This is a genomic window from Stappia sp. ABD4_338, from assembly GCF_056312175.1.
On the sequence record NZ_CM149982.1, the window covers coordinates 2,150,294 to 2,167,339 of the forward strand.

At 67.3% G+C, this 17,046-nt stretch carries 9 protein-coding genes; 1 reads left to right on the forward strand and 8 read right to left on the reverse strand.

The features are described from left to right. Nucleotides 1–64 precede the first annotated feature (64 nt). Together sufB and ACYX4S_RS09915 are read right to left on the reverse strand one after the other, a co-directional pair. Complete coding sequence (sufB, locus tag ACYX4S_RS09910) at nt 65–1,537, reverse strand: Fe-S cluster assembly protein SufB (RefSeq protein WP_293723035.1); 1,473 nt, start codon at nt 1,535–1,537, stop codon at nt 65–67. A gap of 108 nt (nt 1,538–1,645) precedes the next feature. Next, complete coding sequence (locus ACYX4S_RS09915; RefSeq protein ID WP_476362776.1) at nt 1,646–2,827, reverse strand: cysteine desulfurase family protein; 1,182 nt, start codon at nt 2,825–2,827, stop codon at nt 1,646–1,648. A 475-nt stretch (nt 2,828–3,302) separates the two neighbouring features. On the opposite strand from ACYX4S_RS09915, the gene ACYX4S_RS09920 reads away from it, so the two are divergent. Beyond that, nucleotides 3,303–3,959, forward strand: a complete 657-nt coding sequence (locus tag ACYX4S_RS09920) for an alpha/beta hydrolase (protein WP_293723030.1) — start codon at nt 3,303–3,305, stop codon at nt 3,957–3,959. Nucleotides 3,960–4,079: 120 nt separating this feature from the next. On the opposite strand, the gene ACYX4S_RS09925 is transcribed toward ACYX4S_RS09920, so the two are convergent. From ACYX4S_RS09925 to ACYX4S_RS09950, 6 genes are all read right to left on the reverse strand, one after another. After that, nucleotides 4,080–9,665, reverse strand: coding sequence for an alpha-2-macroglobulin family protein (locus ACYX4S_RS09925; RefSeq protein WP_476362777.1), 5,586 nt, complete (start codon nt 9,663–9,665; stop codon nt 4,080–4,082). A gap of 168 nt (nt 9,666–9,833) precedes the next feature. Beyond that, entirely contained in the window at nt 9,834–12,422 is a 2,589-nt protein-coding gene (locus ACYX4S_RS09930) for a PAS domain S-box protein (RefSeq protein WP_476362778.1), read from the reverse strand. A 350-nt stretch (nt 12,423–12,772) separates the two neighbouring features. Beyond that, the gene (gene smpB, locus ACYX4S_RS09935; protein ID WP_476362779.1) at nt 12,773–13,252 is read right to left on the reverse strand and encodes an SsrA-binding protein SmpB; all 480 of its coding nucleotides are present in this window, start codon (nt 13,250–13,252) and stop codon (nt 12,773–12,775) included. Between the two features lie 72 nt (nt 13,253–13,324). After that, entirely contained in the window at nt 13,325–14,203 is an 879-nt protein-coding gene (dapA, locus tag ACYX4S_RS09940; protein ID WP_293723020.1) for a 4-hydroxy-tetrahydrodipicolinate synthase, read from the reverse strand. Between the two features lie 104 nt (nt 14,204–14,307). After that, nucleotides 14,308–16,455, reverse strand: coding sequence for a penicillin-binding protein 1C (pbpC, locus tag ACYX4S_RS09945; protein ID WP_476362780.1), 2,148 nt, complete (start codon nt 16,453–16,455; stop codon nt 14,308–14,310). 132 nt (nt 16,456–16,587) lie between these two features. Continuing rightward, a complete protein-coding gene (locus tag ACYX4S_RS09950; protein ID WP_293723015.1) occupies nt 16,588–16,974 on the reverse strand; it encodes an NADH:ubiquinone oxidoreductase subunit NDUFA12 in 387 nt (128 codons plus the stop codon). Nucleotides 16,975–17,046 lie beyond the last annotated feature (72 nt).

The following is a 17,046-nucleotide window of genomic DNA, read 5'->3' on the forward strand; positions in this document are numbered from 1 at the left end:
AGAAAAGCCCCGACACCACCAGCAATCGGTGTCAGAAACAGATCGATGAAATCCGCGAGCCCCATCAGCCGACCGAGCCTTCGAGCGAAATCGAGATCAGCTTCTGCGCTTCGACCGCGAACTCCATCGGAAGCTGCTGGATCACGTCCTTGACGAAGCCGTTGACGATGAGGGCGACCGCCTCCTCGTCGGAGAGCCCGCGCTGCTGGCAGTAGAACATCTGGTCGTCCGAGATCTTGGAGGTCGTCGCCTCGTGCTCGAACTGGGCCGTCGCGTTCTTCGACTCGATGTAGGGCACCGTGTGGGCGCCGCACTTGTCGCCGATCAGCAGGCTGTCGCACTGGGTGAAGTTGCGCGCGTTCGACGCCTTGCGATGCGCCGAAACGAGGCCGCGGTAGGTGTTCTCGGAGAAGCCCGCCGAGATGCCCTTGGAGATGATGCGGCTCGAGGAGTTCTTGCCCAGGTGCATCATCTTGGTGCCGCTGTCGATCTGCTGGTGACCGTTGGACACCGCGATCGAATAGAACTCGCCGCGCGAATTCTCGCCGCGCAGGATGCAGGAGGGATACTTCCAGGTGATCGCCGACCCGGTCTCGACCTGGGTCCAGGAGATCTTGGAGTTCTTGCCCCGGCAGTCGCCGCGCTTGGTGACGAAGTTGTAGATGCCGCCCTTGCCCTCGCTGTCGCCCGGGTACCAGTTCTGGACGGTCGAGTACTTGATCTCCGCGTCATCGAGCGCGATGAGCTCGACGACGGCCGCGTGAAGCTGGTTCTCGTCGCGCTGGGGAGCCGTGCAGCCTTCCAGATAGGAGACGTAGGCGCCCTTGTCCGCGATGATGAGCGTGCGCTCGAACTGGCCCGTGTTCTTCTCGTTGATACGGAAGTAGGTGGACAGTTCCATCGGGCAGCGAACGCCCTCGGGCACATAGACGAAGGATCCGTCGGTGAAGACGGCGGAGTTCAGCGTGGCATAGAAGTTGTCGGTCACCGGCACCACCGTGCCGAGGTACTTCTTCACCAGGTCCGGATGCTCGCGCAGGGCTTCCGAGATCGAGCAGAAGATGACGCCGGCCTTCTTCAGCTCTTCCTTGAAGGTGGTGACAACGGACACGCTGTCGAAGACGGCATCCACCGCGACCCGGTTCTTCGGCTCGACGCCGGCCAGGATTTCCTGCTCCTGCAGCGGAATGCCGAGCTTCTCATAGGTGGCGAGAAGCTCCGGATCCACCTCGTCCAGGCTCTTGGGCGCCGGCGCGGACTTCGGCGCGGCGTAGTAGTAGAGGTCGTTGAAGTCGATCTTGGGATACGAAACGCGCGCCCAGGTCGGCTCGGTCATGGTGAGCCAGCGCTTGTACGCCTCGAGGCGCCATTCCAGCATCCACTCCGGCTCGCCCTTCTTGGCGGAAATGAACCGGATGATGTCTTCGTTCAGCCCCTTGGGGGCCTTGTCGGACTCGATTTCGGTGACGAAACCGTACTTGTACTGATCGACATCAATCGCGCGGACACGATCGATCGTCTCCTGGACAGCAGGCATTGCGTGTCTCCATCCGCTGCGGTGTCAAGGACCGCGGGTTGTCACACTATGTGTATGGGCGCCCCGCTTCCGTAAGGGAAACGGGCCACCCTCGTCCTGGGCCGGATCTCAGGCGGCGCGCCCTGCGCCTGTTTTCCCGAGAACCCGGTCCGATATCCGCCGCAACGCGGCGAGAAATTCCTCTATCTCGGCCCGCGTCGTCGCGGGTCCGAGGCTGACGCGAAGGGCACAGCGGGCAAGAGCCTCGTCCACGCCCATGGCGGTCAGGACATGCGACACGCCGACCTTGCCGCTCGAACAGGCGGAGCCCGAGGAGACCGCGACACCGTCGAGGTCCAGCGCGATCAGCGCCGTTTCCGCCGAAACGCCCGGCAGCGCCAGGCAGCTCGTGTTGGCGAGCCTCTCCGCCCCCTGTCCGAAGACCTTCGCGTTACCGCTTATATGGCGAACGTCTTGCTCAAGACCATCCCGAAGTGCCGCAATTTCGCCAAACGTCCCAAGCTCCGTCGCGGCAAGCGAGGCCGCGACGCCGAATCCGGCGATGGCGGCGACGTTTTCCGTCCCCGCGCGGTCCCAGTGCTCCTGGCCGCCACCGGTCAGCAGCGGAAGCGGCTTCAGCCCCGCCTGGCGGGTCACCAGCGCACCCGCGCCTTGCGGACCGCCGATCTTGTGCGCCGAAAGCGACAGGCTGGCCGCTTTCCACGCTTCCATGTCGATGAAGCGCCGCCCGGCGACCTGCACCGCATCCACGTGCAGGAGCGCGCCCGCGGCCTCCACAAGCCGTCCCACCTCGGCGAGCGGCTGAATGACGCCGGTCTCGTTGTTCGCTGCCATGACGGACACGAGCACAGTCTCGCCGGCTGAGGAGAGCTCCCCAAGCCGGGCCTCGAGCGCGGCGAGGTCGATCACGCCCTCGCCGTCGACCGCTAACGTCTCGACGTCGTCCTTCGCGAAGCGGCCGCCGGAAAGAACCGAGGCGTGCTCGCTCGCCGCCACGAGAAGGCGTGAAAACCGCAGGTCGCCCCGCCCCTTGCGCCACACGGGCGACAGCGCGGTGACGTTGGCTTCACTCGCACCCGAGGTGAAGGTGACCTGTGCCGCCGGAACACCGGCCAGGGCCGCGACATCGGCGCGGGCCGCCTCAACGCGCGCGCGCGCCGCGCGCCCCTCGGCATGGACGGAGGAGGCGTTGCCGGTCACGCCGACAAGATCGCGGACACACTCGATCACCTGCCGGCGCATGGGCGCGCCAGCGTTGTGATCCAGATAGATCCGTGTCCGTGCCGCCATTGCGACGCTGCTCCCGATGCGCTTGCGCCGGACGATCCGTCCGGCACCGTTTCATCCGATCTTCATCCGATCTGGCGCTTTCACCCTCCGGACATGACGCAAATCCTTGCAATTCGCCGTGGAGATCGGGATAAGACCTCCCTATATACCGCAAGGCAAGGATGGATCGCCCCCGATCCGGCAAAACGGTAAGACAGTCTGAAGGTCCAGCCCGACCCGCCTGTTGTCCGTCCGGGGAATACGTTCGATTTCCGCGTCCGCGAAAAGGTACCGTCAACGGCGCCCGCGGACATTGAACTTTCGAACGATTCTAAAGTATTTTTAGGTAAGGGGTCCGACCGAGTCAAGCGCGGCGATACGCAGTTTCCCGGAAGGATTGCCCGTCTCCGCGTCATGCGGACACGGGGACCAAACACGGCGTTCGCAAGAGACGCCGGAACGAGAAGGAAGACGATGGTGACTGACGAGGTGGTCCATGCCTGAGGTGATTTTCAACGGACCGGCCGGCCGGATCGAGGGGCGTTTCCAGCCCGCCAAGTCGCGCACGGCGCCGATTGCGTTGATCCTGCACCTGCATCCGCAGTTCGGCGGGACGATGAACAACCAGATCGTCTACCAGCTCTACTACATGTTCGCGAAGCGCGGCTTCGCGGTGTTGCGCTTCAATTTCCGGGGCGTGGGCCGCAGCCAGGGCACATTCGATCATGGCCAGGGCGAGCTGTCGGATGCGGCCGCAGCGCTCGACTGGGTGCAGTCCGTGCATCCCGACGCACGCGCGTGCTGGATCGCGGGCTTCTCATTCGGCGCCTGGATCGGAATGCAGCTCCTGATGCGCCGGCCTGAAGTGGAAGGGTTCATTTCCGCCGCCCCGCCGGCGAACCTGAACGACTTCTCCTTCCTGGCCCCCTGCCCGTCCTCCGGTCTCATCATCCACGGCGATGCGGACAAGGTCGTTCCGGCGAAGGACGTGCAGAATCTGGTCGACAAGCTGAAGACCCAGAAGGGCATCACCATCGACCAGAAGGTGATCCCCGGTGCCAACCACTTCTTCGAGAACCACATGGACGAACTTCTCGAGGAGTGCGGCGCCTATCTGGACAAGCGCCTGGGCGTGACCAGCGAACCTGCCTGAGGCCGCGCCTGACCAGAGCCGCCTGTTTCAGGTGGCACAGACCCAAAACGCAAGACGCCGGCCCCCGGGCCGGCGTCTTTTTTGTGCGCGCGTCCGTTCAGGACCGCAACGGCGTCTCCCTCACGGAGCCTTCACCTCGAAACGCCCCGTCGCGGTGGTGGCCGACAGGCCCGGCCGGTACATGTCCTCCACGGTCGCCGGCGGCAGGGCAAAGCTGCCCGGTAGCGAGGCCCGTGCAAGGTAGGCGAAGGTGTAGCCGTCCGCATTGAGGCGGGTCTGGTCGATGGCGACCGCGAAACGGTCGTCCCGAAACTCGGCATGATCGGTGCTGTCGACCGGGTCGAGCCAGTCCAGCCCGCCAAGATCCCCGCCACGCACCAGGCGCGGATTGTCGATCACCAACCCCGCCGGCAGCCGGTCCACCACGAGCAGGCGCCCGCGCCCCAGCCGGTCGCTGGTCACGTTCAGCACCACCACGATACGGGTGTTGAGCGCCACATCCGCCGGATCCACGCGATTGCCGTCGAGGTCGTAATACTCGCGCGTGATCTGGTAGCCGTTGCCGCCCGCCGGTTCCGGACGCACCGGTCGACCGGAGACGGAGACGACCACATTGGCCGTCTCTCCCCCCTCGTTGACGAGGCTCGCCCCCTCCGCCGCGACCCGGTCGCCGGCGAGATCCAGCGCGAGCGGCGTGCTGACGCGCCTGCCGTCGAGGGTGAAGCTGTCCTCGCTCGCGGATTGCAGAAGCTCATGGCCCGCCATCAGCAGCCAGGCCATTTCCTGCGTGGAGTAGGTCGCATCCTCCTCCTGGCGGCGCGCGACGCGTTCGGCCATGGTCTCCCCCATCCGGGAGCCGAAGCCCGCCTCGGTGACATAGGCCAGCACGCCGGCGGCATCGCGCAACGACGTGCCGAAGTCGGCACGATAGTCGGTGCCGCCAAGGTCGCCTGTCGCGGTGACCGCGGCCTTGAGGGCCCGTTCCGCACGTTCCGTCTCGCCGTACAGGGCAAGGGCCGCCCCGATCTGGGCCTTGGCCATCGGCGAGCCGAAGTCGTCGAGCTTCACATCCGCATAGTAGCGAAGATCGCCCAGCGAGGCCCGGCCCGTGCGCGCCAGAACGTAGAGCGCATAGGCGATCTCCGTGCCGCCATCGGAGAAGTCCGATGCGTAGGCCACCCGGTTTTCCAGCCCCTCAAGCGCCTGGGAATAGGCAAGCTCGGGAACGTCGTAGCCCTTGTCCCGCGCCCGGCTGAGGAAGTCCGTGACATAGGCATCGAGCCATGTGTCGCGGCCCGCCCCATAGGCGGACCACAACCCGAAGGCGCCGCTGCCGTCCTGGTTGCCCAGCACCCGGGCAATCGCCTTTTGCACCCGCTCGCGCACGGCCGCATCCGTATCGAGACCGGCGGAAAGCGCCAGTTCGTTGAGATAGAGAAGCGGCAGGGCCCGGCTCGTGGTCTGTTCCGTACAGCCGTAAGGATAGCGATCGAGCGCGGCGAGAAGCCCCGGAATGTTGATCCTTGCCGGTCCGCCAGCGGCGACCGAGATCCTTGCGCCTTCCGGCCGGATCCCTGCAAGGGTGTCGGCGTTCAAGTCCAGCGACCCGGCCGAGGCGAGCGTCACGAAGCTGCGGCGGGTCATCGGCGGTGTGTTGTCGCGGATGCCGAGCGCCAGGGACTTCTCGGCCAGCGGACCGTCGGGCCCCTGAAGCGTGAGCCGGATCGAGGCATCGCCCGTGCCCGAAGCCGCCCTGATCGGCACCTCCAGCGCACGTCGCTCCCCCTTGTCCAGGGTCACACCGAGACCGTCCGGCGCGAGCGAGAGCTCGAGCGGCCCCTCAACATCGGCGGCGATGCGATACTCGCCCGCCTCGCCTTCAACGTTGTCGACCTCAACCAGGAGACGCGTCTCGTCGCCCGGAGCCAGGAAGCGCGGCAAAGTCGCCGTCATGACAAGCGGATCGCGCACGATCACGTCCCGCTCGCCATGGCCGACACCCGACGCACTCCAGGCGACAGCCATCAGGCGCACGGTGCCGTTGAAATCGGGAATATCGAAACCGACGGTCGCCTTGCCGTCCGCATCCGTTTCCACGACGCCGGAGAAGAGCGCCATGAGCGCTTCCTGCGGCGGCGGCGCGTCGAGTGACAGGCCCATGCCGTCACCGCCCGAGCGCACCTTGCCGAGTTCGCCGGCGGTCCTGTCGATCAGCGCGCCGTAATAGTCGCGGATTTCCATGCCGAGACGGCGCTGGCCGAAATACCAGCCATCGGGGTCGGGCGTCTTGAACCGCGTCAGGTTGAGAATGCCGACATCGACGGCGGCAATCGTCACGAAGGCGGGTTCATCGGCGCCCTGTCCGGAGATGGTGACGCCCACGTCGAGACGCGAGCGCGGCCGGATCCGCTCGGGCACATCGAGTTCGACCGTGTGCTTGCGCGCGCCCGGATCGACGGCGGCCCAGTTCAGGCCGAGTGCCCGCGAGGGCATCCGGCGGGCTTCCAGGTCCATCGGCCGGAACAGGGTCGCGGTCACATAGGCCCCGCTCCCCCAGGCATCGGTCACCGTGAGATCGACGGAGGTCTCGCCTTCCTCGACAGTGACGACCCGCGTATCGACCAGACGATCGGTCATGACGGACACCAGAACGGTACCCGCAACGCGCGGCTTCATGCGCAGGCTTGCCGTATCGCCGACCCTGTAGGATTTGCGGTCGAGCCCGACCTCGAGAACGTCGGGCGTCTGGGACGAGGCAGACGAGACGTACCAGCCGGCGGTGAACTCGGTGCTGGTCGCCGCCTGCGCGCCACTTTCGGGGTCGGTGCCGATCACCTCGAGCCGGTAGCGCCCCCACTCCACCGGCAGCGACAAGCGGGCCGGTGTGCCAGCGTCGATGTCGAGCGTACCATTCGCCACACGCTTGGTCGTGGTGATGGGCTCGTAGGACCAGCGACCGTCATTGCGGTACCACTGGTAGCGCGTGGAGAGCCTTGAAAGCTCCCAGTTCGCCCCCTGGAGCGCGGCACGTTCGCCGTCCGCACCGAGCGCGATCACATCGAACTCGGCCGGTCCGCCCTCATCGACACCATCCTCGAAGGCCGGCTTGACGCCGATGCGAAGACCGTCGGCGACCACGGGCAGCTCAAGGGAGCGCTCCACGTAGCGCCCGCCCGCCTCGACGACGCGTGCGGTGATGCGCGCCTCGTAGCCGGCGGTTGTCGGCTGGAGCTGCGGCAGGACCGGGGTGAAGCTCGCCCGCCCCTCGTCGTTCGTCACCGTGCCATCGGCAAGGCTCGCCCGGTCGGGGAAGATCTGCTCGTCGGCAAGACCGAACACATAGCCCGGTGCATCGGCACGCGAGCGGCTCGGCGACACGACAACCTCGCCCTCGAGCCGTTGGCCGGAGGCGGGTGCCCCATAGAGGAACTTCGCCTGCAGCGAGATCTCCGGCAGGTCGGTGGGATCCAGCGCCTCGGCGTCGGTCTCGAGCGTGAAGTCGACACGCTCGGGCTGGAAGTCCTCCACGAGGAAGGACAGTTGCGCGAGCGGATCGGCCTTTGGATCGGCATGAACGCGCAGGCTCCACGAACCGGTCTGCGCGGACGCGGGAACCTCGAAGGCATGAGCCCGGCCACCGGCGCCCGCATCGGCAACCGTGACGCGGGCCTGCTCGACACCATCGGGACGCATGTAGATCAGCGTCAGCGGAATATCGGGACTGGCGAAGGCGGCACGGTCACGGAGCATGGCCCCGACGTGAACGGTCTCGCCCGGGCGGTAGACGCCCCGGTCGGTCCAGGCGAAGGCATCGAGCGGTCCCGGCGCCGGGCGCCCTTCCGCACCGCGATCGCTCAGGTCGAATGCGGGCTTGCCAAGGTCGAGGAAGGCATAGTCGCCGCTGTCGGTCTCGACCGAGACAAGCGCAGGCGCACGGCCTCCCTTGCCCCTCAGCAGTCCCGGCGCGAAACGGGCGAAGCCGTCCGCATCGCTTTTCGTCTCGCCGAGAATGTCGTTGTTGACCGCGATCAGGCGCACGCTCGCGCCCTCGACGGCCTGGGCGTCGGACAGGCGGCGAAGCGCGACAACGGCCTCGCCCTCACCGGTGTAGCTCGTGATACCAAGGTCGGACACGAGGAACCACTGCGTCGCCCAGGGGCCCCAGGTGTTCTCGCGATCCTGCGGCGCGCGCGCGACCATGGCGTAGATGCCCGGCGTCATGGTCAGACCGAATTCGGCCACGGGCACGGCCGTGGTAACGTCGCGGTTGAGCTTCATTTCGGTCTCGACCGTGCCCTTCCACAACGCCTCGCCATACTCCTCGCGCACCTGTTCCGCGCGGTAGTTGTCGAGCTGGATGAGAGCCCTGCGGTCGCGCAGCGCGGAGGCCAGCGCACGGTCCCCGATACGATAGATTTCCGCGTCCACCGTTTCGGTGTTCACCGAGCGCAGCGGGATCGTCGCGCCATCGCCGGCGGGCAGGACATAGGCATTGCCGAGGAAGCTCACCGAGGGCGACCGGTCGCGCACATAGACGGTGAGATCGGAGGACTTTTCCAGTTCCTCGCCGTCGGCCGACGGCACACCCTGACGCACCAGCACCGAATAGCGTCCGCCATGCGCCACGCCGTCGATGCAGATCTGCGCGCCCTCGGCCTCGATGGAATAGGGCCCCTCGCCCGTCACCCGCACGAAGGGCGCCATGTCGGTGGCGCGGCGCAGCGTGTCGGAGAAAACGAGACAGATGCGCGGGCTGAGCGCATCGGATTCGACATTGTGCTCCAGAATCCGGAAGCCATGCTCGGCCACCATGTCGTCATAACGCGCGCGTCGGTCCGGCGTTTCCTGAAGAGCCAGCGATGCCCGCAGCGCCTTGATCGCCGGCTTCCATGTCTGGCTGCGGGCCAGCGCGTCGGCAAGAAGGGCCAGAGCGTCGGCACGGTCGTTTTCGCCGGCGGAAACGAGGTAGGTGTTCACCGCGGCCGCGATGAAGTCGTTCCTGACCTTGACCTTGCGGCTCCAGTCGTCGGGCTTCTGGCCATCGAGCGAACGGGCAAGGCCCTGCCACAGGTCGTGGCGGTCGCCGTCGAGGGTGAGCGCACGCCCGAAAGCGCGCTCCGCTGCCTCGTTGTCGCCACGCGCCAGCGCGGCCTCTCCATCGCCGGCAAGCACGTTCACATCGGAACCGCCGGCGCGGAAGCTGCGCGGCAGGGTGCGGGCGTAGCGGGCGGCCTCCTGCAGGGTGGAACGGGGAAGGAAGGAAATCTCGTTCTCGCGCACGCCCCGGTCCACGGGCGCCCGCTCGGCATCGGCCACCGTGACCACACGACCCGCCACCGCGCCGGCAAAGCTCTGCAGCCTGCCGACGTCCGACTTCATGAAGCACCAGCGCGCGGAGGTGTTGTAAGTGAAGGCACGGCACCGGTCGCTCGACAGGCAGGCCGCCTTGCAGGCGTCGAGGTCCACCTCCTTCAGCGTGTTGAAGTCGGCGCCGAAGTAGTCGGCATCCTCGACGGTGACGATGCGCCGCTCGTCGGCGCGCGCGGTCTCGGCGGAGAGGGAGCCCGCAACGACGCCGGTCAGGAGGAGAAGCGCGGATGCGGCGCGGGGAAGCCCCGCGATGAAGCGCCGAACGCCGGCTTTCCGGCCACGTCCAGCCGGACCATCCGCGTTGCGCCCGGTCCCTGTCGCCAGATCCGCGTTCATTGCACCCCTCCCCGTCATCGGGCCGAGCCGCCTGCAAGGCGCCCCGCTCCCGCGCAAAACCGTGTTTCGGCGATGGAATCACCGAATCTTGACAAGTCCAAGACCAAAAACGCCAAAATCGGCCCGCAGCCCCCTTTTGCGGGGACGACTGACGAATGACGCCCGTCTTCAGCCCGCCGCCCGGCTTCGCTCTCCTTCGTCGCGCGCGAGATCGCCCAGAACCTCCGCCGCCTCCTCGGCCTCGCGCAGCAGGCTTTTCACGTCGCCGGGGTCGATCCTGTCGCGCCCCTTGCGCTCGAGCGCGCGCGCCTGCCTTGCCAGGCGATCCGCCCCGAAGGTCTCGGCAAGTCCGCCCAGAACATGGGCGCTGGAGACGATCCGTCCGCCTTCCTCGCCGCCTTCGCCCGCCAGGTCGCGCAGGATCTCCATCTGGGCGCGAATGTCCTCCACGCAGCGGGCCAGGATGACGCCGCGCCGGGCAGGCGGCAGATCCGCGAGCGTCGCCTCGAAGCGGTCGGGATCGACGACACCGGAGGCGGCAAATCCCGCCTCGGCGCGCCTGAGCGTCGGCGCGGCCGCAGCCGGCACCACGCCCGGCTCCCCGTCCTGCAACGCGACGCCGCCGTCTCCATCCCTCGCCAGCACCCGGGCGAGCAGGGCCGCAAGCTCGCGCGAATCGACCGGCTTGGTCGCGAAGGCGGTCATGCCGGCCTCCCTCGCCTTTTCGCGCGCCTCCTCGCCGGTATGGGCCGTCAGGGCAATGATGGGCACATCGCGGTTCTCGCTTCGCCCGCGACGCACCCGCCGCGCGACCTCATACCCGCTCATGCCGGGCATGGTCACATCCATGAGCACCGCGTCGAAACGGCCGGTCTCGATGGCTCCGAGAGCCTCCAGACCGTCCACGGCGGACCGGTGACGGCACCCCCAGCGTGTCAGGAGGTCCTCCGCCACCATGCGGTTGGTGGCGGTATCCTCGACCAGAAGGACCGCCGCGCCGCGAAGGATGCGCGCCTCCTCGCCGCTCAGTTCGCCCCGCCCCGGCACCACGACCTCGCCGTCGCTTTCGGCCAGGTCGAGATCGACCACGAAGCGGCAGCCGCCCTCGCGCGATTCCTCCAGACGGATCGCACCGCCCATGCCGGCGACGAGTTCGCGGCAGATAGCAAGCCCCAGGCCGACCCCCTCGCTACGCGTGCCGTCGGGTGCGACGAGCGTGCGGAACCGCTCGAAAATCTGCTCGCGCTGATCGACGGGGATGCCGGGCCCCGTATCCTCGACCGCGAAGCGTACCGGCCAGCGGCCGTTCACCGTGTCCCGCGCCTCACCGCGAAGATCCAGGGTCAGACGCACCTCGCCGAGCCTGGTGAACTTGACGGCGTTGCTGACCAGGTTGATGAGGATCTGGCGCAACCGGCCCGCATCCCCCGACAGAACGGCGGGGACATCCTGCTCCACGTTGGTCACAAGCCGCAGCCCCTTGGCCTCGGCGCGCGGCGCCAGAAGGTCGCCGACACCGGCCACGAGATCGCGCGCCAGAAAGGGCACTTCCATGAACTCGATCCGCCGTGCCTCAAGGCGCGACACGTCGAGAATGTCGTTGAGGATCTGCAGCAGCGCCTCGGCGGACCCGCGCGCGGTGCGTGCGCGGGCAAGCTGCGCCGTCTCGAGCCCCGCTTCCTCCATCACGTCCAGAAGGCCGATCACCGCGTTGAGCGGCGTGCGGATCTCGTGGCTCATCATCGCCAGGAAGTCCGAGCGCGCCCGGTCGGCCGCCTCGCGGCGTGCCAGCGCATCGCCAAGGGCGAGCGTTCGCGCACGGTCCTCCGTGATGTCGCGCACGAAGCCGGTGACCATCACGCCGTCGCCGCTTTCCATGCAGTTGAACGTGATCTCGGTGAGAATTTCCGTGCCATCGGCGCGCAGGGATTTCGCCTCGATACGCTCGCCAGCGCCGCGACAGCCGCCCGGCCCGCATTCCATCACGTCCCTGATGCGCCGGTCGTAGTCCGCCCGGTAGCGCTCGGGCACGAGAAGATCGCGCGCCTTGCGCCCCAGCACCTCGTCGCGCGTGTAGCCGAAGACCCTTTCCGCGGCCGGATTGAACTCCGTGATCTCCCCGAGACTGTCGACCGCGACAATGGCGTCGAAGGCGCCCGACACCATGGCCGCGAGCCGTTCCTCGGACAGCCGGAGCGCTTCCTCGCGTTGCTTGAGTTCGGTGATGTCTATGCGAAACCCCACCGTGTGGCCGTCCGGCATCCGCTTCTCGAAGACGCGCAGCCACCGACCGTCATCTAGCTTCTGGACGATGGGGGCGGACGGCGGGTTGCGGTGGTTCGCCATGCGCCTTGCGATCCAGCCCTCGGGATCGCCCTGCGCGTCGGAATACTGGCCGCGCGCGACGCCGGCCCTGAGCATCTCCTCGAACCGGTTGCCGACGCGGATCACGTCGGCACTGGTGGCATAGAGCTCGCGGTAGCGGGAGTTGCAGATCACCAGCCTGTCGTCGGGATCATAGAGCACGAAGGCATCGGGCAGCGCCTCGATGGCCGCGTGAAGCCCCCTCTCCGCCCCGGTGAGCCCGCCAACATCGTCGAACAGCCTGGCAACCCGGTTGGCCTCACGATTTTGCTCGCGTTCCTTCGCCAGAAGCTGGATGTGATGCCAGAGCAGAATGGCAAGGACGAGCACGGCGAGCGCCAATGCACCGGCCAGCGCAAACGGATCGATCAGAAACGAAGCAAACGTGTCCATCGTGAAAGGCCCGCCCGAATATTCCCCTGCGGCATCCTGACACGATTTCGCTCGCGGCGCACAAGCCCTCAATTCGTCCGGGAACTCAGAAACCTGATACCGCCATCGCAAACGGCGTACCGCGACGGCACCGCCGTTCCCCTCTCATCATCCACGTCTTTTCCCGTGCCTGTCGACAGGATGATCCACATGCACGCAGCGCTCATGCACAGGGCGCCCACGCCCCGTGCACAGTCTTGTCCACAATATATGCACATGATTTCAACCAGCCCGACCAGACGTTTTCCACGACGCAGGCACAGTCGGGGCACAGGGTTTTGAACAGCCGAAACGCCCGTTTTTCAACACCCCTAGCCGGCGGTCTTGAGCAGACGCGCCTTCTGCCTGTCCCAATCGCGCTTGCGCTCGGTCTCGCGCTTGTCATGCAGCTTCTTGCCGCGCGCCAGAGCAAGCTCCAGCTTTGCCCGGCCATCCTCGTTGAAATAGAGGCGAAGCGGCACGATGGTCTTGCCGTCCTTGGAGACGGCATCGGCCAGCCTTGCCATTTCCCGCTTGTGGATCAGGAGCTTGCGCCGGCGGCGCGGCTCATGGTTGAAGCGGTTGGCCTGCAGGTATTCCGGCACGTAGGAATTGATGAGCCACAGCTCGCCGCCCTCGAAGGAGGCGTAGCTCTCCGCGATCATGGACTTGCCCAGACGCAGGGCCTTCACCTCGGTGCCGGTCAGCACGATGCCGGCCTCGAGCGTGTCCTCGATCTCGTAATTGAACCGGGCCTTGCGGTTTTCCGCGACGACCTTGCGGTTGGCGTCACCTGGGCGTTTCTGCGCCATGTCCTGCCTTCATGATGAAACGGGAGGCACGAGGCCTCCCGTCCGTCCTCGTTCCGGTCCGCTCCCGCCGCCTCAGTTGAGAAGGCCGGCGTGGACCATCGCGTCGCGGATCGCCGTGCGGGTCGCGGGAGCGACCGGCACCATCGGGAGCCGCAGTTCGTACTCCAGCTTGTCGATCAGCGACAGGGCGTATTTCACGCCGGTCGGGTTCGGCTCGATGAAGAGCGCGTTGTGAAGCGGTGCGAGCCTGTCCTGAAGCTCCAGCGCCTTCACGTAGTCGCCGGCAAGGGTCGCTTCCTGGAACTGCGAGCACAGGCCAGGGGCCACGTTCGCGGTCACCGAAATGCAGCCCCGCCCGCCATGGGCGTTGAAGCCGAGCGCGGTGATATCCTCACCCGAAAGCTGGATGAAGTCGGGTCCGCACAGTTCGCGCTGGCGGCTGGTGCGGGCCATGTTGGCGGTCGCATCCTTGACGCCCTTGATGTTGCGCGTGGTGCGGAACAGTTCCGCCATGGTCTCGGGCTGCATGTCCACGACCGAGCGACCGGGGATGTTGTAGATGATGATCGGAATTCCGACCGCCTCGTCGATCGCCTTGTAATGGGCGAGCATCCCGGCCTGGTTCGGCTTGTTGTAGTAGGGCATGACCACGAGCAGGCCGTCCGCGCCCGCCTTCTCGGCGTGCACGGCCAGTTCGATGGCCTCGGTGGTGTTGTTCGAGCCGGCGCCGGCGATCACCGGCACGCGCCCCGCGTTCGCCTCGAGGCACAGCTCGATGACGCGCTTGTGCTCCGCATGGCTCAGCGTCGGGCTCTCGCCGGTCGTTCCGACCGGGACGAGACCATGGCTGCCCTCTTTGACCTGCCAGTCCACCAACTCCTGGAACGATTTCTCGTCCACCGACCCGTTCCGGAACGGCGTGACGAGTGCTGGGATCGATCCCTTGAACATGACAGTCCTCTTGGAGTTAGCAGGTGGGCCGGACGGACCTCGTCCGGGTGGCGCACAATAGTCGCGGCTCGCGCGCGACGCAACACACCGGACAGGCTCGATTTTCACCTGAGATCGAGGGTCACGCGCGCGGATCGTCCGTCCGCGTCTATGACAGAGATCACGGTCGTTCCCGGACCGTCCGGCCTGATGGTGACCGAGCGCGCGAAGGGCCCGCTTTCCACCGGAGCCCCGTTGGCAAGCCAGACGTAGGGCGCGCGTCCGCGCCGCAGTTTCACCGTCAGCGGCGCGCCACCCCCGCCGGGCAACCCGAGACCCAGGTCGACGGTCGCCCCGTCGGGCGGGGAGAAGATCTCCGGTCCCGCAGCACCTCCCGCCTCGCGGCGCGGGTTGCGCGTGCGGGCATGCGTGAGCGGCGCGGGGACACGATCCTCGACACCGATCGAACGCGGGCGCTGCGGCAGGCGCACCCGCTCCGGCGAAATGCGCTGGAAGACGTCGAAAAGCACCGGCGCCGCGGTCAGGTAGCCGGTGATGCCGGGGATCGGCGTTCCATCGGCACGCCCAACCCAGACGCCGACCACATGGCGACCGTCGTAGCCGATGGCCCAGGCGTCACGGTAGCCGTAGGACGTTCCGGTCTTGTAGGCGATCCCCTCGCCGTTCGCCGTGTCGGGCGGCGGCACCTCGGACAGGATCTCCCCGATCCGCCAGGCCGCCGTTTGCGACAGCACGCGGCGGGGCAGCGACAGCCGCGCCCGGTCGAGTTCTTCCGGCTCGCGAACGAGTGTCAGGGCCTCGCCGCCGCGCGCCAGGGCACCATACAGCGCGACCAGTTCATCCAGCGTCATGCCGAAACCGCCAAGCGCGGCCGCAAGCCCCGGTATCTCGCCGGGGGGAAAGCGCGGGGTCGCGCCCGAAGCGCGCAACCTCGCCACGAATCGTGCCGGCCCGACCGCATCGAGAAGTTCCACCGCCGGGACGTTGAGCGAAGCCTGAAGTGCCGCCGCGACCCTCACCGTGCCCTGAAAGGACATGTCGAAATTGGTCGGGCTGTAGCCGGCCAGGGTCACGGGGCGGTCGTCGATCAGGCTGTCGGGATGCGCGATCCCCTCCTCGAAGGCGAGGCCATAGATCAGCGGCTTCAGCGTCGAGCCGGGCGAGCGCACCGCATGCGTCATGTCGACGTGACCGCGCCTGGCCTCGTCCAGCAGCCCCGCCGAACCGACGTGCGCCAGAACCTCGCCGGTCCGGTGGTCGGCAACGAGGATGGCGAGCGAAACCCGTTTTCCCGTTCGCGCGGTGCGGCTTGCCGCCAGTTTCTCAAGCCGCCTCTGAAGGGCGCCATCGAGCGTCAGCCGGATTTCCTCCGCCTGAGGATGACGGGCCAGCGCATCGCGCGCGGCATGGGCCGCGACAAGCGGCACGTCCCGGCGCAGGCGCGGCACATCCTCGCGCGAGGCCGCCCGCGCCTCCTCTTCGCTCAGCACGCCGCGCGTGACCATGACCTGAAGCACCCGGTCCCGCGCGGCGCGCGCCGCCTCGGGAAACCGGTCCGGGCGGCGGGCCTCGGGCGACTGCGGCAAGGAGACGAGAAGTGCGGCCTCCGCCGGTGTAAGGCGCGCCGGCTCCTTGCCGAACCAGGCAAGGCTCGCGGCGCGCACCCCTTCGATGTTGCCGCCAAAGGGCGCGCGGGTGAGATAGAGGGTAAGGATCGCGTCCTTGTCCAGGTTGCTCTCCAGGGCCAGCGCAAGAACGATCTGGTGCCACTTCGCGGAAAGCGAGCGCGTCGGCCCCTCCATGAGCAGGCGCGCCGTCTGCATGGTGAGTGTCGAGGCACCGGAGACGACCCGACCGCTCGTCACGAGTTGAACCGCCGCGCGCACCAGCGCGCGCGGATCCACGCCGACGTGGTCGCGAAAGCGCCGGTCCTCGTAGGCCTGCAGCATCTCGAGATAGCGGGGATCGACCTCCTGCGGCGTGATCGCAAGCCGCCAGCGGTCGTCCGGCGTCTGGAAAGCCCGCAGGAGAAGACCGTTGCGGTCGATCACGCTGCGCGAGACCGTGACCTTGCCGGAGACCATGTCGTCGGGCACCGCGCGCACGGACCAGGCGAGCCAGCCAGCGCCGGCAACGCCGGCGACCAGGACGGCCGCCGCCAGACCGAACGCAACACGGGCAAGGCGGGAAAAGCGCTGTTTTACCGCACGCCCGGCCCCGGACGACCTGTCGTCACCTTTCGTCTCGCGCATGTGCCCTTGCCAGCCCCTGCCCTGCAATCTGCCTGCGGGACATCACTCTCGCCCCCGAAAACGGCGAAACCCGGACACGGGCCGCGCCGCATCCGGGTTTCGAAACTTCACGGCCGTGTCAGGCCCGCAAGATCAGCCTTCCGGCGACCAGGCCTCATAGTCGCCCGAGACCTTCGGACGGCTCGCCGGGGTCAGGATCGAGCCCTGCGGGCGATACGCCTCGGCCGTACCCGTACGGTTGGGCTTGTGCGGGGCCTGCCATGCGCGGGGCTTGTAGTCGATCTCGGTCGGCGGCGTGTCGGTGCGGTGGTGCATCCAGCCGTGCCAGCCCGGGGGAATCGTGGAAGCCTCGGCCAGGCCATTGTAGATGACCCAACGCTTCTTGCCGCCGCGCTCACGGTAATAGCTGTTGCCGAATTCGTCCTTTCCGACGAACTCGCCCTTGCGCCAGGTGAAGAAGCGGGTGCCCCAGGTGGCACTGTTCCACCAGGTGAAAAACTGAAGGATGAGCGTTTTCATCGCGCCGGGCCTGCTGTTTGCATTCGGTTGGTCAGGCAATACCGCAATGCGCCCGGCTTCGCAATGCGAAGA

Bases quoted from the DNA above. Each gene is read 5' to 3' on its own strand.
- sufB (WP_293723035.1), bottom strand. From the start codon at position 1,537: ATGCCTGCTGTCCAGGAGACGATCGATCGTGTCCGCGCGATTGATGTC.
- ACYX4S_RS09915 (WP_476362776.1), bottom strand. From the start codon at position 2,827: ATGGCGGCACGGACACGGATCTATCTGGATCACAACGCTGGCGCGCCC.
- ACYX4S_RS09920 (WP_293723030.1), top strand. From the start codon at position 3,303: ATGCCTGAGGTGATTTTCAACGGACCGGCCGGCCGGATCGAGGGGCGT.
- ACYX4S_RS09925 (WP_476362777.1), bottom strand. From the start codon at position 9,665: ATGAACGCGGATCTGGCGACAGGGACCGGGCGCAACGCGGATGGTCCG.
- ACYX4S_RS09930 (WP_476362778.1), bottom strand. From the start codon at position 12,422: ATGGACACGTTTGCTTCGTTTCTGATCGATCCGTTTGCGCTGGCCGGT.
- smpB (WP_476362779.1), bottom strand. From the start codon at position 13,252: ATGGCGCAGAAACGCCCAGGTGACGCCAACCGCAAGGTCGTCGCGGAA.
- dapA (WP_293723020.1), bottom strand. From the start codon at position 14,203: ATGTTCAAGGGATCGATCCCAGCACTCGTCACGCCGTTCCGGAACGGG.
- pbpC (WP_476362780.1), bottom strand. From the start codon at position 16,455: ATGCGCGAGACGAAAGGTGACGACAGGTCGTCCGGGGCCGGGCGTGCG.
- ACYX4S_RS09950 (WP_293723015.1), bottom strand. From the start codon at position 16,974: ATGAAAACGCTCATCCTTCAGTTTTTCACCTGGTGGAACAGTGCCACC.